Consider the following 18,772-nt stretch of genomic DNA (forward strand, 5'->3'; position numbering starts at 1 on the left):
GCTGCGACCCGGCCCGGCACGGTGTGGACCCGGCCCGCCCCTCCCCTGCGTTCGGTGCCCTGCGCACGGCCCAATGGCCTTCGTAGCGTGCACAGATGGACAACGGGGAAGAGCGTAAGAAAAAATAAGCAAGGATTATCGGCAGTAAAAGTGATGGAACCGCAACCCGGCAGCTACCTCGACGACCGCTACCACCTGGGCGCCAAGATCGCCAAGGGCGGAATGTCGACGGTCTACCACGCCGTGGACACTCGCCTGGACCGTGAGGTCGCGGTGAAAATCATGAACCCGGAGCTCGCGACCGATCCGACCTTCCGCACCCGCTTCGAGCGGGAGGCCCGGGCTGTCGCAAAGCTCACGCACCCGGATCTGGTCAACGTCTTCGACCAGGGCGAGGATGGCCCGTTCGTCTTCCTCGTCATGGAGCTCGTAGACGGCGGTTCGCTACGGGAGCTGCTCCGGGAGCGTGGCCCGATGCCGCCGCACGCAGCGCTCTCGGTCATGGAGCCGGTGCTCACCGCCCTATCGGTTGCCCACACCACGGGCATGATCCACCGGGACGTTAAGCCGGATAACGTGCTGATCAGCGCCAATCACCAGGTCAAGCTCGCGGACTTCGGGCTGGTCCGCGCGGTTGCGACGGGCTCGGGTGAGGCGGCGCGCACCTCAGCCACCGGGCAGGTCATCGGCACCGTCGCTTACCTTTCCCCGGAACAGGTTCAGGGCCAGTCCCTGGGTGCGGCCTCCGATGTCTATTCCGCCGGGGTGCTGCTCTACGAGCTGCTGACCGGCGAGACCCCCTTCAGCGGTGGCAGCCCCGTCGAGACGGCGCTGAGCCGGCTCACCCAGGATGTCCCCGCCCCCTCCGAGATCATCGACGGCGTGCCGCCGGAGATCGACGACCTGGTGCTGCGGGCCTGCCAGCGGGCACCGGAGGATCGTTTCGCGGACGGTTCTGAGTTCCTCGCCGCGGTCCGCCAGACCGCCGCGGAACTCCAGCTTCCGGCATTCCGGGTGCCCGTCCCCGCGGATTCCGCCGTGCAGCACGCCCTGGCAGGCTCGAGTTTCACAGACCGCCTGGCCTGGGACGACGAGGCGATGTCCACCCGTGCGGTCACGCTCGACCCCGCAGCGGGTACCGATGAAGCCGGGGACACGGCGGAGACCCACTACGCGGCTCAGGACCAGGCTCACGAGACGTCGGAGACCGCACTGGTCGACCCCTACGGGGATTACTCCCCCGCCGAAGCCGATCAGGGCTATGACCAGTGGGCAGACCCAGGCCATCAATGGGCTGAGCCCGGCGAGCAGTGGGCCGAGCCAGCCCAACCCCAGGGGTATGGGCAGGCGCCGGGCTACGCGGAGCCGCAGTACTACCCCGCTGCTCCAGCGGGTTACCCAGCGCAGCAGTCCGCAGGCTACCCAGCGCCCGTACACCGCCCCGCGCCCCCACCGGCGCCGACAAAGAAGCTCAGCAACCGCTCCACGATCAAGGGTTTACTGTGGACCGCGATCATCACCGCGCTGGTGATCGCCATCGGGCTCGGCGGCTGGTGGCTGACCTCCGGCCGCTACGGCCAGATCCCTTCGGTCGTCGGCCTCGACCGGGAGGCGGCGGTCGTCAAGGTGGAAGACGCAGGCTTCGTCTCCCAGGTGGATGAGCAATTCTCCGACGACCACCCGGCGAAGAAAGTGATGGGGACCGATCCCCCTTTTGGTGAACGGGCACCGAAGGGAAGCCAGGTTTCGGTGCTCGTCAGCCTCGGGGTGCCGACCGTCCCGATCCCTGGTGAGACGGATACGGCGGAGACCTATTCCGCCAAGCTGACGTCCCGCACCCTCGTCGCCGAGATCGGCGAGGAGGTCTACTCCGACGACGCCAAGAAGGGCACCGTCGCCGAGGTCTCCCCCTCCCCCGGCAGCGAGGTCCGCACCGGGTCCACGGTGACGATCCACGTCTCCCGCGGGCCAAAGCCGGTCCGGGTTCCAGGTGTGGCGGGTCAGAAGCTGGACCGGGCGAAGAAGACCCTGGAATCCGCCGGCCTGAAGGTGGGCAAGACGATCAAGGAGTTCGACCCCGACGCCGACCCGGGCACCGTCCTGCGCACCACGCCCTCGAAGGGCACGGAGGTGCCGAGCAAGTCCGAGGTCACCATCGTGGTCAACAATGCCACGGAGGTCCCGGACATCACGGGACTGAGCAAGTCTGAGGCCATCGCCGAGCTGCGCGATGCGGGTCTGGACCCGGTCGATGATGGCGAGGTTTTTGACGAGGACGTCTCCGGCGGCGACGTCGCCTCCCAGTCACCGGAAGCGGGCACGGTCGTCGACCCGTCCCGGGACACGCAGGTGAAGTTCAAGGTCTCCAACGCCGAGTCGGTCCCCTTCGTGTTGGGGATGCGGGCGGAGAAGGCCCGAGAGAAGCTGGAAGACGCGGGCTTCGAGGTCGAGATTTCGGGCTCGGAGGACGGCCTGGTGTGGAGCCAGTCGCCGAACACCGGTCGGAAGGCACAGAAGGGCGACACGGTGCGGATTTCGACCTTCTAGGCTCCGCTGGGGCGCTCGGGTTAGCTCCACTGCGGTCTCCCCACCGCCCCCGCCTGACACCCTGGATGGCTATCGCTGCCGTGCACCCTGCACAACCGGCTGGGCAACCGGCCCTCAATCAACCGACCCCGGCGCAACCAGGCAACCGGCCCTCAATCAACCGACCCCACGCAATCGGCTGGGCACGCAATAACCCCGGGGAAGGAATAACTCCTTCCCCGGGGTTGCGTTGCGCTGCGGGACCGGTGCGGTCCGGCGCTGGCTACAGGGGCAGCAGCCTAGTTGCGGAGCATCTCCGCGACGAGGAACGCCAGCTCCAGGGACTGCTGGGTGTTCATGCGCGGGTCGACGGTGGTGTCGTAGCGCTTCGGCAGGTCCACGTCGGTGATGGACTGGCCGCCGCCGACGACCTCGGTGACGTCGTCGCCCGTAAGCTCCACGTGCACGCCGCCCGGGTGGGAGCCGAGGGCGCGGTGGACCTCGAAGAAGCCCTGGACCTCATCGATGATGCGGTCGAAGTCGCGGGTCTTGTAGCCATTGGAGCTGGTGTAGGTGTTGCCGTGCATTGGGTCGGTCTGCCAGATGACCTTGTGTCCGGTGGCCTCCACGGCCTCCACGATCGGCGGCAGGACGTCGCGGATCTTGTCGTAACCCATGCGGGTGATCAGCGTCAGTCGGCCCGGATCGTTGTGCGGGTCGAGGCGGTGGACGTACTGGACGGCCTCCTCTGGGGTGGTCGTCGGCCCGATCTTCACTCCGACCGGGTTACCGATCAGGGAGGCGAAGTGGATGTGGGCGTCGTCCAGCCCGCGGGTGCGCTCGCCGATCCACACCTGGTGGGCGGAGAGGTTGTAGAGCACGTCCCTGCCCTCTTCGTCGTGGGCCAGGCGCAGCATGCCGCGCTCGTAGTCCAGGACGAGGGCCTCGTGGGAGGCGTAGATGTCCGCGGTGTGCAGGGTGGAGGAGGTCACGCCACAGGCGCTCATGAACTCCAGGCCGCGGTCGATCTCCTGGGCCAGGGCCTCGTAGCGGGCGCCCGCCGGGGAGTTGGCGACGAATTCGCGGTTCCACTCGTGCAGCTTGTACAGGTCCGCGGTGCCCGAGCCAGTCAGGGCGCGGATGAGGTTCATGGTCGCCGAGGAGTTCGCGTAGGCGCGCACCATGCGGGACGGGTCGTGGGCGCGGGCTTCCTCGGTGGCCTCGTGGCCGTTGACGAGGTCGCCGCGGTAGTTCAGCAGGCCGTTGGCGTCGCGGTCGGCGGAGCGCGGCTTCGCGTACTGGCCTGCGATGCGGGCCATCTTCACCACGGGGGTGGACGCCCCGTAGGTCAGGACGACAGCCATCTGCAGGAGGGTCTTGATGTTGCCGCGGATGTGTGGCTCGGTGTTGGACTCGAAGGTCTCGGCGCAGTCACCGCCCTGCAGCAGGAAGGCCTTGCCCAGGGCGACGTCCGCGAGCTGCTTGCGCAGGCGACGGATCTCCGGGGCGACGACGATCGGCGGGACGGACTCGAGAATCCTCCGGACACGATAAGCATGATCCTTGTCCCAGCTCGGCTGCTGCTTGGCATCACGAGCAAAAACCTGGTCAAACTCCGCTGCGATATCGTCCGGCAGCGGCGGGAGGTCGGGCATCTCATCGATGGGGAGGTCAATAGTCCAAGACATGCCTAAAACTATACCCGAAATTACCCCTGCGCTGCGCGTTAAGTGCGTTTATTCAGCGCAGCCATGCTCAGCCGGTACTTCACGGCGTTGAAACGGGCATCCACCAACGCGTCGTGGGCCTTAGATGGGGCCTCCGGCAGTTGCGGTTTACCCGCCATCTCCCACAGCTGGCGCAGCTCGCGGGTGAAGTGTGGAATCTCGCGGGGCAGCTTGGTCATATCCCCCCACAGCTGCGCGAGCGCCACGTGGTCGTACGCCCCCAGCCAGGCCCACAGTTCGGGCCAGTCGCGGCGGGTCGTGCCGGGCGGCAGGAGGAAGTCGTAGAGCTGGTCGCGCATCTGCGCGCGGCTCATCCAGGCCGCGTGGGAGCGTGGCGGCAGCAGCGGCAGCACGTTGCGCTTGACCCATGGGCCGGCCGCCCCCGCGTCGAATTCCGTGGAGATCGCGTAGAACTCGCGACCGTCCTCCGCGACAACACCGATGGAGATCAGGTCGATGGTGCGACCGTTTTCGATGAACTCGGTGTCATAAAAATAGCGCACTGCTACTGCTTTCTAGCTTCGCGTTTGGGTGGAGCTTGCGCACTGCTGGCGCGGCGTGGAGCGTTGTTCCGCCGTCGAGTGTAACCGGGTAGCGCCCGCCCGGGACAAAGCCGGCGGATAAAGAATCCACTTGAGCACCGGCACCTTGCCGACGTTGTAGAACAGGGTCCCGGCGAACAGGCAAGCAGCGAAGCCGATGAGCATGAACGGATAAGTCTCAGTAAGGAACCCGAAGCGCTCCGGGTCACTATCGGCCAGGCCGCGGGCGCCGACGTCCATAAACAGCCACATCATCGCATGGTGACTGACGTAGATCGGCAGGGTGTTGGCTCCGACAAAGGTCAGGAAGCGGCTGACCAGCGGGGTGTTGCTCAGCCACACGGCCAGCACCACGCCGAACGGCACAGCGGTGAAGGTGCGGATGAGCGCCAGGAATGCGTTCTGGCTGGAAATGACGATATCCCAGCCTTCGAAGACCACCGCCTCCATGTAGCGGTACACGAACTCCCAGGCCACGAAGATGCCGAAGGTTCCGAGGATGACCGCCGCGTTGCCGGCCTTATTGGCCAGGGCAAAGAACCACGTGCGGAAGTGCAGGCCGGCAAAGAAGATCGGCATGTAGATGAAGGCCTGGCGGAAGCTCTGGGTCTGCACCCAGCCGGTCATCATGCCTGCACAGATGGGAACGAAAGAGAGCGCCAGGGCCACGACGGCGGGCTGGCGACGCAACAACCACGCGACGATGTTGTAAACCATCAGCGTGTAGAGGAACCACAGCCCAGGATCGCCGAACAGGATCGCCTGGATCAGGTGGGGCAGGTCGGCATTGCCCGCCATGTTGAGGCGGATCAGCGCCTGGAAGGGGGTGAAGACCAGATAGGGAACGAGCAGAAACCACAGGCGGCGGTACCACAGGTCCCCCAGCGTGCGCTCCAGCACTCGGTGGGCGAAGAGCCCGGAGACCAGGAAGAACAGCGGCATGCGCAGCGGGTCAAGGAAGGAGGACAGCATCCCCAGCGGTGTGCTGGTGCCATCCGGAACCGCCGTGACGACGTGCATCAGGCACACGCCGATGATCGACAGACCCTTCGCGGTATCCGCCCACTCGACGCGGCTCGCCTTGCGCGGCGTCGAGGCCGGCGCCGACGCGCTGCTCGCCGCGGTCGCGTCCGCGGTCTGCTCACTGCTCGTCTTGATGTTTGCTCCTCTATGCCAATGGGGCTCTGCCCTGCCCCGGTGTGGATCCGTGGCCGGCAAGCCCCTTATCGAAGCGCGACTTCTTAACGTTTTTTAAGAGTACACCACGCCCTCGCCCGGAGCGGAACCCTCCGGGTAGCCCTGACCTGCAGCGAGGGAGTTTTTCACGTCCGCGGCGTAGAAATCCTTCACGTACTCCTGGCCGCTGAGCTTGGCGAGCTCTTCCATGACCCGGTCGGTCAGCGCACGAGCCTGCTGGTAATCATCCCCGGCATCCTTGAACTCGGCGGGGTCGATCGGGTCGCCCACGATCACGCCGCAGCGGTAGGGCCGCGGGATCCAGGAGCCGATCGGGTTGACCTTATTCGTGTTGATCATCGCCACCGGATAGACCTTCACGCCGGACTCCAGCGCGATGCGAGCCATGCCGGTCTTGCCACGGTAGAGGCGACCGTCCGGCGAGCGGGTGCCCTCCGGGTACATGCCCAGCGCGTCCCCCTTCTCCAGCACCCGCAGCGCGGTCTGCAGGGCGGCCTCCTGGGACCCCTTGTCGGCGCGGTCGATCGGCACCTGCCCCACCGAGGAGAAGAACCAGCGCTGGATCGCGCCGACCAGGCCTGGGGTGGTGAAGTATTCCTTCTTCGCCAGGAAGGTCAGCTGGCGTTTGTTCACCAGCGGGAAGTAGAAGGAGTCCATCACAGCGAGGTGGTTGGAGGCGAAGATCACCGGCCCGTCCACTGGGGGCTTATCCAGCCCGCGGGTGAATGGCCGGTTGTAGATCCACAGCCACGGCCCGATGAAGACGTGCTTCAACCACCAGTAAGTCCGGTTCCGCATTGGAAAAGTCTTGCCTTCCTAGAGTTCGCCTCGAGCTTTGAAGCCCCGATCGTGTTTGGCCGCACGCCGCGCGGCCCGGGCTGCCCAGGGCTATAACTTCTTTAATCCAGCGCCTGCGCTGCGAGTAGAGCCACGCCAATCATACCGGCGTCCCCACCCAGTTCCGCGGGAACGACGCGGGCTAGGGGTCGGCGACCTTGGCCGACGATGTTTTTCGCCATCTCTGCCCGGGCGGTATCTAGGAAGAGGTCAGCGTCGGCGCTCACTCCCCCACCCAGGACGATGAGCTCTGGGTCGAGGATGTCCTGCACCATCGCCAGGCCACGGCCGAGCCACTCCCCGACGTCCCGGAGGATCTCAAGGCCCAGCTTGTCCCCGTCGCGAGCAGCCTTGACGATGTGCCGGCCGGAGATCTCCTCCGGCTGCCGGTGGAAGCGGGTGAAGAGCACGGATTCCGGGTAGGCCCGCTCCGCGATGCGGTCATGGGCGGCCAGCTGCAGCGCGGAGCCGGAGCAGTAGCGCTCCAGGCAGCCTCGCTTGCCGCAGGGGCAGGCCCGGCCGCCGGGCACCACGGTGATGTGGCCGAACTCGGGCGCGGTGCCGAAGGAGCCCCGGTACAGCTCACCGTTGTGCATGAGCGCGCCGCCCACCCCAGTGCCAATGGCAAACAGCGCCCACGTGCTGACCCCCTGTGCCACGCCACGGTGGTGTTCCCCGATGGCGGCGGCGTTGGCGTCGTGTTCCACGACGATGGGCAACTTGATGCGGTTTTCCAGTCGGGCGACGACGTCGACGTCCTCCCACGGCAGGTGGGGCGCGAAACGGACGGTGCGCAGGTCCGGGGCCAGGAAACCCGCGATCGCGAGGCCCACCGCACCGATCTGCGGGTGTCGGGCGCACAGCGTGTCGACGACGCGGACGATGGTGTCCTCCAGCGCCGGGGCTTCGGATGGTGTGGGGAGTTTTTCGAGGTCGACGATCGTGCCTTCGGCGTCGATGACTGCCGCGCGGAGGTTCGTGCCTCCGATGTCCATACCGATCGTCAGCTGTGGGTGTTCAGCTGGTGCTTCCTGGTTGTGCACCGGCAACCTTTCTCGATTCAGGCGTGGAAATACCGGTGCCCCGTAGCACCGGTATTCGCCGTGGTTCTCGCCCCTCGGTTGAGGTTGCGGCGATCGTGTCGCGCGGCTGGCGAGTTGAGGTCTTTATAGAACTTACTTCTTATTGACCGGGGAATTCCAACTGTGGCGGGGTGGTGTGCGCCGCCGTGGCTGCTGGTCGCCCCGCAGGACGTACTCCAGTTGCTGGGCGAGAACCCGCCAGTCCCAGGCCTCCGCGACGCGCTCCTGCCCAGCTGCGGCCAGGTCTGCGGCGCGTTCCGGGTCGTTGAGTAGTGCGCTGAGGCAGGAGGCGACGGCGGCGGTGTCACGCCCGTTCACGATCTCGCCGGTGACTCCGTTGATGACGGTCTCGGGTGCTCCCCCACCATCGCCGGCCACGGTGGCCCGGCCGGCGGCTTGTGCTTCGAGGAAGACGATGCCCAGCCCTTCGACGGAGAGCCCACCGCCCTGGGTGCGCACCGGCAGGGCGAACACATCACCGAGGCTGTAGTAACCGGCGAGCTCCGCTGGCTGCACCGGCCCGGTGAAGGTCACGTGCTGGGCGACGTGGAGTGCCTCGGCACGCCGCTGGAGCTTCGTTGCGTAATCGCCAGGGCCGACGATCACGAGGTGAGCATCCGGGACCTCCCGCAGGATCTGCGGCATCGCTGCCACGAGGGTGTCCTGCCCTTTCCTGGGAACGACCCTGCTAACCGCGACGATGACTTTCTTTTCCTCAACGCCAACGCGTCGGCGGAGGCGCTGCCGGACCTGCTCATCCGGGGTGAAGCTTGCGGCATCCACGCCGCCGGGCATGGGTTCCCACGCCACATCGGGGCCGAAAACCCCGGCGATGCGCCCACGCACGTAGCGGGAGACGAAGGTGAGAGTGTCCACGTGCCGGCCGATATAGCGGAGCACGGCACGGGTGCCGGGGAACATGGACCAGCCAACCTCGTGGCCGTGGGTGGAGGCCACGACCCGCGTTGCCCCGGCGGCCCGGGCGCTGGGAGCCATCGCAGCGAGTGGGGCTGCTGCACCGAACCACACGGTGTCGATGCGGTACTCGCGGATGAGCTGCCGCATGCGGCGGGCGACCTGCGGGGTCGGCAGCATGATCTTCCGGGGCCACCGTACGACGTGGTAGTCGACAGCGGCGTCGAACTCGGCGGCCGCGTCGGCGTCCTGGGTAGAGGCGAAGACCACGATATTCTCCGCGGGGATCCCGGCGTGGGTGACCAGCGCGTTGAGGTAGTCGCGAATATAGGTCTGGATACCCCCGAGGGTCGGTGGGAAGTCGTTGGTAACGACGAGAACCCGCGGGGCTGAGACGCCGCTGTTCTGCTGCTCCGGCACGCCGGGTGGGACCTGCTAGTAGCGGACGGCGCCGACGATCGGCATGGAATCGACCGGAACAACCTGGACCGGGATGCCGTAGTCGGAAGCGTGAACGAGCTGGCCGTCGCCAATGTACATGCCCACGTGGGTCGCACCCGGGTAGTAAGCGACGATATCGCCCGGCTGGAGGTCGGAGGTGCTCACGCTCTGGCCGCCGGAGAGCTGGGCCTGGGAGGTGCGCGGGATGGACTTGCCGATCTGCTGATAAGCCCAGACCATCAGGCCGGAGCAGTCGAAGGCGTCCGGACCGGTGGCGCCCCAGCTGTACGGGGCGCCGAGCTTGCTCATCGCCGCGGCGACGGCGCCGGCGTAATTGCCCTTCGCCGCACCCTTGGCGGACTTCTTCAGCTTGCCGAGGAACTCGTCGACGTCGACGTCGATGGGGCCGTTGCGGTCGACCCAGCGGCGGCGGTCCTCCGGGGAGAAGCCATCGACGATGGTCTTGACCTCGGCCTTGAGCCGGTCCAGGTCCTCGGTGCGCTCGTTGAGCTTCTTCTCCTGGTAGCGCAGCTCGTTGAGTCGGTGGTCGGCCTGAGCCTTGGTGCGCAGCGCCTTGGAGCGGGCGGCGTGGGCGTCCTGCTGGTCCTGGGTGACGGCGTCCATGCGGGACTGCGCGTCGCGGGTCAGGGCGGTCAGGTAGGCGGAGCGATCCATGGCCGCGGCCGGACCGGATGCGCCGGCGATCGCGGAGACCGGGTCCACGCTCGCGCCACGGTAGGCGGAGCGGGACATCTCGGAGACGGAGGCGCGGGAGGCGTCGACCTTCTTCTGCGTCTTGTCGAGCTGGGCCTTGGCGGCGCGGACGTCGCGGTTGGCCTTGTCCAGCGCCTCGTTCTGCTTGGCGATGCGCCCCTTGGTGGACTCCACGAGGTCGCTAGTGACCGCCGCGGTGCGGGAGATCTTTTCGAGGCGCTTGATCAGGCCGTCGACGTCCTTCGGCGCGGGGCTCTTGAGCAGACGGTCGACGTCAGCCTGGGTGGCGTCGAACTCGCTGAGCTTCTTCTTGTCCTTCTTCGTGTCCGCCTGGTTGGCTCCGTTGTCTCGGGTCGACGCGGCGGGGTCGGCCTGCGCGATTGGCGCGGTCGGCAGGATCGTCGCGGCGGTGAGTACAGCAGCGCAAACACTAGTCCCGAGGGTGAATTTCTGCTTAGACAAGATTTTTTCCAAACCTTTGCTTCGAAGAGCCACAGTGTGGGGGCGGATGTACGGGCCGTTCACGGGGTCGTCACGGCCACAAGCCGGGTTTTCAGGGGGATCGTGCAGCCGTGTTGGCTTGGGCTGACACCTGCTGCGGCGAACCGAAACCCAGCGGAACAACCAACTTGTGATTATGCCACAGTTGGCTCGCAATGAGTAGCCATTTCGGAGGGCTGAGCTGCAGCGCAGTAACGCCAGACCTCGTTAGCCACAAGAGTTAACTGAAGGAAACAAGAAACCCGCCGGAGGCGGCATTCTGGGCCACTCCGGCGGGCAATCGAGCGCCTGAAAGCTTAGAAGCGCACTGCGTTGTTGACCGGCATGTAGTTGAGGTCGTTGACCTGAACCGGGGTGCCGGAGTTGACGGCGTGGACGACCTTGCCCTTGCCGATGTAGATAGCAACGTGGGATGCGCCACCGTAGTAGGAGACGATGTCGCCCGGGCGCAGATCCTTGATGGCGACCGGCTTGCCGCCGCCAGCCTGAGACTGGGAGGTACGCGGGATGTTCTTGCCGACCTGCTTGTAGGCCCAGCTGGTCAGACCGGAGCAGTCGAAGGCGTTCGGGCCAGCGGCACCCCAGGCGTACGGGGCGCCGACCTTGCTCATAGCGTAGTCGGCGATCTTCTGGCCGATGCTGACGTGTGCCTTAGCAGGGGCAGCCTTCTTCGCACCCTTGGTTGGAACCTGAGCCTGCTTAATGAGGCCTGCGTTCACTGCCTGGCGGTGAGCGTTATCGATGTGCGGCTGCACCTGCTTGGCGATGTGGTCCGGCGCCTCGACGGAGAAGTCGGTGTCCGGGACGGTGATCGGCGCGGCGGTGGCGGTGGCCGGAGCCAGGGCTGCGAGGCCTGCGCCTGCTGCTGCGAATGCGACTGCGTTGCGGACGGTGTTGCCCTGCTTACGGTGCTTACCCATAGAAATTCTTGCCTTTCGCTACTCCCCTTGAGAGGAGTTCTTATTCGGTTTCTTTTCTCCGGATGTTTACCGGCGGGGCGGCTGCCCTCTGCTTTAAGATCACGGAAAGATTACGAAACGATCACAAGCCCTGTCCACTGAAACGGCCAAAGTTTGTGAAAATTCTTCTGTTTCCATGCCAACCAAGGGCACCGACCTGGGAACTTCACCCCGCGAACACGCAAAAGTTACCAAACCGTAATAACCCCGCTACCTGCGTTCTTGCATTTGCTATACCGCTCGACTGCTGGCGCCAGCACCGCAGGCATAGCGGTGAAGTTCCAGCAATGTGATCTTGCTCACACCTCTTTATATTGGGTGCTTTTTGGCGCTGGAACACGGTTTGGAGGGAAGAAAACCGGACATCGAACACCTGCTGCTCAGCCAAAGAACGGGCTTGTCCGGGAGCGCGCCTAGACTCCTTAGCTATGAGCACTCCCCCGGCTAATACTCAACCCGGCTGCAATCGTGATGATGGCTCGTCGGTGAACCCGCGCCCACGCCTTGAGGCTGCGTTGGCAGCAGCGTTGGAACGCTGTGCGGTGGTGGACCTGGAAACCACCGGGCTGGAGCCTGCCACGGATAGAATCATCGAGATCGCTGTCCTGACCGTAGAGCATGGAAGCATCGTGGGGAGGTTCCACTGCCTCCTTAACCCCGAGTGCAGCATTCCTGGGGAATCCAGCAACATCAACGGCCTTAGAGACGATGATGTCGCCAACTCACCCACTTTTGCCGAGGTCGCTCAGGAGCTCCTACCCCACGTATTGAGTAGGACGCTCGTGGGGCACAACGTGAAGTTCGACGTCGGCTTCCTCGCGGCGGAATACGCTCGCCTGGGGCACGCGGATGCGGCACGGGTTTTGACGGAGCAGTGCCTCCCACAAGCGTTGTGCACGGCAGCGACCGCGCGAGAGCTCATCCCCCGGGAGGCCGTGGGGCGTTATACGTTGGCGAACCTCGCGGCACACTGTGGGTTGCCCTCCTCCCCTGCCCATCGGGCGCAGCAGGACGCGGCCACGACTTTTGATCTCACCCATCGGCTCTACACAATCGCACAAGAGCCCCCACAGCGTTAGTGGGCGTTCACCGCACTCCTCCACGCTTCCGCACGCGCAAATCCCTCAGGCAGGAACAGCGGGAAGCTTTAAATAGGGCATAGAGAAAGGGCGGGGCCCACGTTTTTAACGTGGGCCCCGCCCTTAGCCTTTCCCGGCTGCTAGTGGCAGTTGGAACTAGCGCCGGTACTTCTGCGAGCTATGCGCCTCGTGGCGTTTAGTCCTCGTTGCGGGACTCCAGCTCGGCACGGTTGGCCTCCTGGAGACGCTCGAACATCTGCTTGCGCTCCAGCGCGTTGCGGTGCTCGATCTCCTGAGCCTTTTCGGCGATCTCCGGGGAGTCCGGGCTGAACCAGCCACCGCGGCCCGGCTTGCCAGCCGCACCGAGGTCGTTCGGCTGGGTCGGCACGTATGCACCCTGGTACTCCAGCGGGATGGCGTGGCCGTGCTCGTCGACGCCACCAAGCGGCTGGTGGACCTCGATGAACTCGCCGGACGGCAGCTGACGGATGGTACCGGTCTCGATACCGTGCTCCAGGATCTCCCGGTCGCGACGCTGCAGACCAACGCAGATGCGGTGGGTGACGTAGTACGCGATCGGAGGCAGCACGATCAGGCCGATGCGGCCGACCCAGGTCATCACGTTCAGCGAGATGTCGAAGAAGTGAGCGACGTGGTCGTTACCACCAGAGACGGTCAGCAGTGCGTAGAACACCAGAGCCATGACGCCGAGGCCGGTGCGGACGGGGACGTCGCGCGGACGCTGCAGCAGGTTGTGGTGTGCAGTGTCACCGGTCATCTTCTGCTCGATCCACGGGTAGGCAACCAGCAACGCGACCAGCAGGCCGAGCAGCAGGGCAACCCAGAAGACAGAGGCGATGGTGTAGTTACCGAGGTACAGCTCCCATGCCGGCATGACACGGGCAGCACCATCAGTCCACAGCATGTAGACGTCCGGCTGGGAACCAGCGGAGACCTGGGACGGGTTGTAGGGGCCGATGTTCCAAATACCGTTGATCTGGAAGAGACCAGCCAGCAGTGCCACGAAACCGAAGGTGATCAGGCCGAAGGAAGCTGCCTTGACGCCGAAGACCGGGAGGATTCGGACGCCGACAACGTTGTTCTCAGTGCGACCCGGTCCAGGGAACTGGGTGTGCTTCTGGAACCAGACCAGAGCCAGGTGAGCAGCGATCAGAGCCAGCAGGATGCCCGGGATCAGCAGCACGTGCGCGATGTACAGGCGCGGGATGATGATGTCGCCCGGGAAGTCACCGGCGAACATGATCCAGTGCATCCAGGTGCCGATGATCGGCAGGGAGATCACGATTGCAGACATGATTCGCAGACCCACACCGGAGAGCAGGTCGTCCGGCAGGGAGTAGCCCATGAAGCCCTCGGCGATCGACAGCAGCAGAAGCAGGCAGCCGATAACCCAGTTGGCCTCACGTGGCTTGCGGAATGCACCCGTGAAGAAGATGCGCATCATGTGAACCATGATGGACACGGAGAACAGCAGTGCTGCCCAGTGGTGGACCTGGCGAATGAACAGGCCGCCACGCACCTCGAAGGTGATATCGAGGGCCGTGTGGTAAGCGGCGGACATCTCCACACCGTTGAGCGGTGCGTAGACGCCGTCGTAAATGACCTTCGACATGGATGGGTCGAAGAACAGGGTCAGGTAGACACCCGACAGGATCAGAATGATGAAGGAGTAGAGCGCGATCTCACCGAGCATGAAGGACCAGTGAGTCGGGAACACCTTGTTGATCTGCGGGCGGATTACCCCAGATGCGGTGTAGCGCTCATCGATGTTGTTTGCGGCCTGCGCGAGGCGGCCTTGTTGCTTAGTGGTCATGACCTACGCTCCCAGAATGCCGGGCCAACAGGCTCAATGAAGTTGCCCTTGGCGATGAGGTACCCTTCCTCGTCCACCGTGATCGGCAGCTCTGGCAGTGCACGTGCGGCTGGGCCGAAGACCGGCTTGCCGTACTGCAGCGCGTCGAACTGGGACTGGTGGCACGGGCAAAGAATACGGTTGGTCTGCTGCTCGTACAGGGACGTCGGGCAACCAATGTGCGTACAGATCTTGGAGAACGCAATGTAGTCGCCGTAGTGGAAGTCTTCCTGACCGGCACGCTGGACAGCACGCAGAGCATCCTCGTGGCGCAGGCGGATCAGCATGACCGCGTTGCGGGAACCGTGGATGGAGTGCATGTGGTCCTCGTAGACCTCAGCCTTGGAGTCGTACTTGTCGCCGTCGTTGACCATGCTTTCGGTCATCGGGAAGACGGTCTCCATGGCGCCAGCGTCCAGGTCCTCCGGACGGACGCGGACCAGGCGGGAGATGCCCTGGGTGCTCCAGTGGCCGTCGTGGTTCTCAGCCACGGCGCCGGTGTCGCGAGCCAGGTACAGCTTCTCGCCCTGCTCGTGCAGGGTCCAGCCGGTGGTCCACAGGGTGCCGTCGCCGGCGATGCCCATTGCGCCGCGCTTCCACGGGTTCTTCACGATGCCACCCATTGGGAGGATGATCGCGAGACCAGCGAGTGCAGCACCACCTGCGGCCAGGCCGGCGATCACCGGGCGGCGGCCGAGGGTGGAGGTCTTCCAGGAGTCGTTCAGGAGGGCCACGAGAGTGCGGCGATCGACCTCGTCAGACGGGCCGTCGTGGCGAGTCTGAACGGAGATCTCCTCCGGGATGAAGCTCTTGGTGTAAGCCGCAACACCCATGCCCAGCAGGGTGATGGACAGACCAGAGGTAATACCCAGCAGCGGGGTGTAGAAGGTGTACCACCACAGGCCCTCTTCATCCATGTGCTTGTACTCCCACGGCCAGAAGAGGTAGATGGCAACGAATGCCAGGCCGAGGACGATGGAGAGGATCAGGTAGGTGGCAACCCGACGGGAGGCACGCTTCTCAGCCGGATCGTTCTCGATCGGGAAGCGTTCCTTACGGTAAGCGACGGTCACGCCGTCCAGCTCGGTGCCGAGGCGAGCGAGGTCTTCCTCGCTCATCTGCGCCAGCTCGGCATCAGTGTACTTATTCTTCAATTCGCTCATGACCGGGTTCCAATCCACATCGCGAAGGCGATCATCACGATGATGCCTCCGAACCACATCAGCATGCCCTCGCTAACGGGACCCAGACCGCCGAGGCCGTAGCCACCCGGGTTCGGGGTTTCCTTAGCGTTCTTCACGAAGGCGATGATGTCCTTCTTCTCGTCAGCGGTCAGCTGGCGATCAGAGAACTTCGGCATGTTCTGCGGGCCAGTCAGCATGGCCTGGTAGATCTCCTGCTCGTTCGCGTGATCCAGGGTCGGAGCGAACTTACCGGAGGACAGTGCGCCACCACGGCCAGTGAAGTTGTGGCAGGAGGCACAGTTCAGACGGAAAAGGTCGGAACCGCGTGCCACGTCGGCCGGGTTGATCTCACCGTCGGTGGTGCTCTTACCGCGGAGGGACTCCATGGCGATGGAGCCGTCCTCGTTGCGGACGATGCCCGGGCCGCCACCGTTGGCGTTGACGTATGCCGCCAGAGCCAGGGTCTGCTGCTCGGAGTAACGCGGCTGCTTACGCTTTGCCTGCGCCTCGTTGCGCAGCATCGGCATGCGGCCGGAGTGGACCTGGAAGTACACGGAGCCCTCGCCGACACCGATCAGCGAAGGACCACGACCCTCCTGGCCCTGGAGGTTGGCACCGTGGCAGGTGATACATGCCACTTCGTAAATTTCCTTACCCTGCTGGACCAGTGCGGTCTCGTCCTGCTGTGCCGTAGCAGTGTTCGGGTCCGGAGTGAGGGCATTAGCCAGGAATCCCGCGCCGGTCAGTCCGACGACGAGAGCGAATGCCCCGGCAAGCACCTTGCGGAGCTTGCGGCGCCGCCGTGCGGCCCCTGGGGAACGCTGTGCACCGGTTGCTGCACCAGCGCTCGCGTTGTTGTTAGAGGTATCCATCTTGTTCCCTTTAACTCGTCAATGGAATTGCGATGGGCTGTCGGCCAACCTGAGTTGGCGCTAACGGCCTATTGAACGAAGTAAATCGTGATCCACAGGCCGATCCAGACAACGTCGACGAAGTGCCAGTAGTAAGACACGACGACGGCAGCGGTTGCCTGTGCCGGGGTGAACTTGGACTTGAACGTCCTGAGCAACACAACGAGGAACGCAATCACACCGGCCAGCACGTGTGCGCCGTGGAAACCGGTCGTGATGAAGAACACCGAGCCGTAAACGGAGCCCGGGATCGTGGTTCCAGTCTCGACGAAGTGGAAGTACTCGTATCCCTGACCGATAAGGAACACGGTTCCCAGCAACGCCGACAGTGCGTACCAACGACGAAGAGCGAAGACATCCCCCCTCTCAGCCGCGAACACGCCGAACTGCGCAGTCACGGACGAGGAGATCAGGATGATCGTAATCGTCGCCGCGAAAGGCACGTTCAGCTCGGTTGGCTCGGATGGCCAATTGCCTCCCGAGTTGGCCTTGGACACGAAGTACATCGCGAACAGGCCAGCAAAAAACATCAATTCTTGAGACAGGAACACGATCGTGCCGACGCTGACCATGTTCGGTCGGTTCAGCGTCGCAACACGATGTGGTGCTGCCATACCTGGGTTTTCAACTGCGCTTGTCACGTGTCTAAGTATGGCTGTTTTCTGGCAGATAGTCGATTCCCCACGCGTGAAAGCTCAAAGCGGACTGGAAAACAGCAGGTCAAACCTTGGACAAACCTGCCAGTATCCCCCCTTTGGGGGATAGTCGGAACTTTTTGGAACCGCTATCCGACGCACATCATCGTGGCAGGTCAGCGCATAAGCGGCCACGATTTTCCGACGTACTGACACCCGATATTGTTCACAGGATTCAGCCAGCAAGGCCTCACCCCCTCCCCCATTTCGGGCCCAAATCCCGCCACCGAATCTCCCCCGTATCTCGCCTTTACCCCCGCAGAAGTCGCCGAGATTCGGTTCGTAGTCGTGATCCACGCCACCCGCTCACAGGCAACACTAACCTCCGCCGTATTATTTAAAGGAAACAGCTTTGGAAGGGAGCCAACAGGTGGCAACAGAGTCATCCGATCACAGCACATTCACCTCTACCGCTCATGCACTGGGCGCCGGGCAGCTTCCGGAGTCCTATTTCACCTGGCCAGGTCTGCTGGACCGCCTGGGTCGCCGGGAGGAGCTCAGCGAGTCCCAGACCGCGTGGGCGATGAACGAAATCATGGCGGGGCGCGCCAGCGACGTCCTGATCTCAGCCTTCGCGTTTGGCCTTCGGGTGAAAGGCATCACGGCCGCGGAGCTCGCCGCCGCAGCGGAGGCCATGCGCTCCTTCGCCACCCCGGTCGACTTCTCGGACGTGGACAAGATCGTGGACATCGTGGGCACCGGGGGCGACGGCCGCAATACCGTGAACATTTCCACGATGGCCTCCTTCGTGGTCGCCGGCACGGGAACCAACGTGGTCAAGCACGGTAACCGCAAGGCCTCCTCCCAGTGTGGTGGCGCGGACATGCTCGAGGCGCTCGGCGTAGATATCGAGCGCTCCCCCGAGGCCGTGGCGGAGGACCTGAAGGAGACGCACTTCGCGTTCCTGTTCTCGAAGGCCTATCACCCGGCCATGCGTTTCGCTGGCCCGGTGCGCAGCGAGCTGAAGGTTCCGACTGTCTTCAACCTGCTCGGGCCCATGACCAACCCGGCCAAGCCTGGTTTCGGCCTCATCGGCTGCGCGTTCAAGGACCTCATGCCGATCATCGGCGGCGCATTCGCCCACCAGGGCAGCCGCGTGCTCGTCGTCCGCGGCATGGACGGCATGGACGAGATCAGCGTGTGCGCCCCTACGGACGTGGTCACGGTGGATGCCAACGGCCAGACCGGCGAGGAGATCATCAACCCGCGTTCCCTGGGCCTCGACTTCTACGAGGAGGACGCCCTACGCGGCGGGGATGCCGAGTACAACGCCGAGATCGCCCGCAAGCTGTTCCGCGGCGAGCTCGAGGGCGCGATTAAGGACGCCGTTCTGCTCAACGCCGCCGCTGCGCTTGCCACCGTCGAGGGTTGGGAGGAAGACGGCCTGCAGGCCACGCTGAAGCGGAACATCGACCGCGCCCGCGAGAGCCTGGAATCCGGCGCAGCCCTGAAGAAGATGGAAGCGATGATCGCCCGCTAAGGGCCACACCACTGCCCTATTAGGCCCCTCGGTCAAGGTTTAACGCCTGACCCTGGGGTCTTTTTCATCGCTTTTCGGTCCAGCTACTCCCCTGGCACTGACTGGCGAA

The 18,772-nt window shown here is 64.5% G+C and carries 15 protein-coding genes; 3 read left to right on the forward strand and 12 right to left on the reverse strand.

The annotated features are described in order from the left end of the window. The first annotated feature begins 153 nt into the window (after positions 1-153). On the forward strand, positions 154-2,547 hold the full coding sequence (locus QP140_RS01970; RefSeq protein ID WP_284757991.1) for a PASTA domain-containing protein: 2,394 nt from the start codon (positions 154-156) through the stop codon (positions 2,545-2,547). A gap of 278 nt (positions 2,548-2,825) precedes the next feature. Here the strand turns inward: QP140_RS01970 and QP140_RS01975 are convergent, their stop codons facing one another. The 8 genes from QP140_RS01975 to QP140_RS02010 all read right to left on the reverse strand — a co-directional run bounded on the left by QP140_RS01975 (position 2,826) and on the right by QP140_RS02010 (position 11,402). Beyond that, a complete protein-coding gene (locus tag QP140_RS01975; RefSeq protein ID WP_070757981.1) occupies positions 2,826-4,214 on the reverse strand; it encodes a class II 3-deoxy-7-phosphoheptulonate synthase in 1,389 nt (462 codons plus the stop codon). Positions 4,215-4,252: 38 nt separating this feature from the next. Further along, positions 4,253-4,756, reverse strand: coding sequence for a polyadenylate-specific 3'-exoribonuclease AS (locus QP140_RS01980; protein WP_284757817.1), 504 nt, complete (start codon positions 4,754-4,756; stop codon positions 4,253-4,255). A 12-nt stretch (positions 4,757-4,768) separates the two neighbouring features. After that, the gene (locus QP140_RS01985; RefSeq protein WP_284757818.1) at positions 4,769-6,013 is read right to left on the reverse strand and encodes an acyltransferase family protein; all 1,245 of its coding nucleotides are present in this window, start codon (positions 6,011-6,013) and stop codon (positions 4,769-4,771) included. Between the two features lie 33 nt (positions 6,014-6,046). After that, positions 6,047-6,790 (reverse strand): lysophospholipid acyltransferase family protein, encoded by a 744-nt coding sequence (locus tag QP140_RS01990; RefSeq protein ID WP_284757819.1) that lies wholly within the window; start codon positions 6,788-6,790, stop codon positions 6,047-6,049. 101 nt (positions 6,791-6,891) lie between these two features. After that, positions 6,892-7,872, reverse strand: coding sequence for an ROK family protein (locus QP140_RS01995; RefSeq protein WP_284757820.1), 981 nt, complete (start codon positions 7,870-7,872; stop codon positions 6,892-6,894). Positions 7,873-8,004: 132 nt separating this feature from the next. Beyond that, on the reverse strand, positions 8,005-9,246 hold the full coding sequence (locus tag QP140_RS02000) for a glycosyltransferase family 4 protein (protein ID WP_284757821.1): 1,242 nt from the start codon (positions 9,244-9,246) through the stop codon (positions 8,005-8,007). A gap of 15 nt (positions 9,247-9,261) precedes the next feature. Continuing rightward, positions 9,262-10,443: an NlpC/P60 family protein gene (locus QP140_RS02005; protein WP_284757822.1), complete on the reverse strand. Its 1,182-nt coding sequence runs from the start codon at positions 10,441-10,443 to the stop codon at positions 9,262-9,264. Between the two features lie 335 nt (positions 10,444-10,778). Next, the gene (locus QP140_RS02010) at positions 10,779-11,402 is read right to left on the reverse strand and encodes a C40 family peptidase (RefSeq protein ID WP_070757971.1); all 624 of its coding nucleotides are present in this window, start codon (positions 11,400-11,402) and stop codon (positions 10,779-10,781) included. Between the two features lie 467 nt (positions 11,403-11,869). On the opposite strand from QP140_RS02010, the gene QP140_RS02015 reads away from it, so the two are divergent. Next, complete coding sequence (locus tag QP140_RS02015) at positions 11,870-12,520, forward strand: 3'-5' exonuclease (protein ID WP_284757827.1); 651 nt, start codon at positions 11,870-11,872, stop codon at positions 12,518-12,520. Positions 12,521-12,716: 196 nt separating this feature from the next. Here QP140_RS02015 and qcrB read toward each other — a convergent pair whose 3' ends face one another. From qcrB to ctaE, 4 genes are all read right to left on the reverse strand, one after another. Continuing rightward, the gene (gene qcrB / locus QP140_RS02020) at positions 12,717-14,354 is read right to left on the reverse strand and encodes a cytochrome bc1 complex cytochrome b subunit (RefSeq protein WP_070757800.1); all 1,638 of its coding nucleotides are present in this window, start codon (positions 14,352-14,354) and stop codon (positions 12,717-12,719) included. Beyond that, positions 14,351-15,556 carry a cytochrome bc1 complex Rieske iron-sulfur subunit gene (gene qcrA, locus QP140_RS02025; RefSeq protein WP_070757798.1) on the reverse strand — a complete coding sequence of 402 codons (1,206 nt, stop codon included), beginning with the start codon at positions 15,554-15,556 and terminating at the stop codon, positions 14,351-14,353. The genes qcrB and qcrA overlap by 4 nt, the downstream gene beginning before the upstream one ends. Beyond that, positions 15,553-16,449 carry a cytochrome bc1 complex diheme cytochrome c subunit gene (qcrC, locus tag QP140_RS02030; RefSeq protein ID WP_070757796.1) on the reverse strand — a complete coding sequence of 299 codons (897 nt, stop codon included), beginning with the start codon at positions 16,447-16,449 and terminating at the stop codon, positions 15,553-15,555. The genes qcrA and qcrC overlap by 4 nt, the downstream gene beginning before the upstream one ends. A 68-nt stretch (positions 16,450-16,517) precedes the next feature. Further along, positions 16,518-17,129, reverse strand: coding sequence for an aa3-type cytochrome oxidase subunit III (ctaE, locus tag QP140_RS02035; RefSeq protein WP_070757795.1), 612 nt, complete (start codon positions 17,127-17,129; stop codon positions 16,518-16,520). Between the two features lie 475 nt (positions 17,130-17,604). Between ctaE and trpD the strand changes: the two genes are divergently transcribed. Next, entirely contained in the window at positions 17,605-18,663 is a 1,059-nt protein-coding gene (gene trpD / locus QP140_RS02040) for an anthranilate phosphoribosyltransferase (protein ID WP_284757992.1), read from the forward strand. Positions 18,664-18,772 lie beyond the last annotated feature (109 nt).

The organism is Corynebacterium sp. UMB9976, assembly GCF_030212265.1.
Lineage (GTDB): Bacteria > Actinomycetota > Actinomycetes > Mycobacteriales > Mycobacteriaceae > Corynebacterium.

What these genes read in the sequence shown, in the direction of transcription:
- QP140_RS01975 (WP_070757981.1), bottom strand. Translation starts at nt 4,214, where the DNA reads ATGTCTTGGACTATTGACCTCCCCATCGATGAGATGCCCGACCTCCCG.
- QP140_RS02010 (WP_070757971.1), bottom strand. Translation starts at nt 11,402, where the DNA reads ATGGGTAAGCACCGTAAGCAGGGCAACACCGTCCGCAACGCAGTCGCA.
- qcrA (WP_070757798.1), bottom strand. Translation starts at nt 15,556, where the DNA reads ATGAGCGAATTGAAGAATAAGTACACTGATGCCGAGCTGGCGCAGATG.
- qcrC (WP_070757796.1), bottom strand. Translation starts at nt 16,449, where the DNA reads ATGGATACCTCTAACAACAACGCGAGCGCTGGTGCAGCAACCGGTGCA.
- qcrB (WP_070757800.1), bottom strand. Translation starts at nt 14,354, where the DNA reads ATGACCACTAAGCAACAAGGCCGCCTCGCGCAGGCCGCAAACAACATC.
- QP140_RS01990 (WP_284757819.1), bottom strand. Translation starts at nt 6,790, where the DNA reads ATGCGGAACCGGACTTACTGGTGGTTGAAGCACGTCTTCATCGGGCCG.
- QP140_RS01970 (WP_284757991.1), top strand. Translation starts at nt 154, where the DNA reads ATGGAACCGCAACCCGGCAGCTACCTCGACGACCGCTACCACCTGGGC.
- QP140_RS02015 (WP_284757827.1), top strand. Translation starts at nt 11,870, where the DNA reads ATGAGCACTCCCCCGGCTAATACTCAACCCGGCTGCAATCGTGATGAT.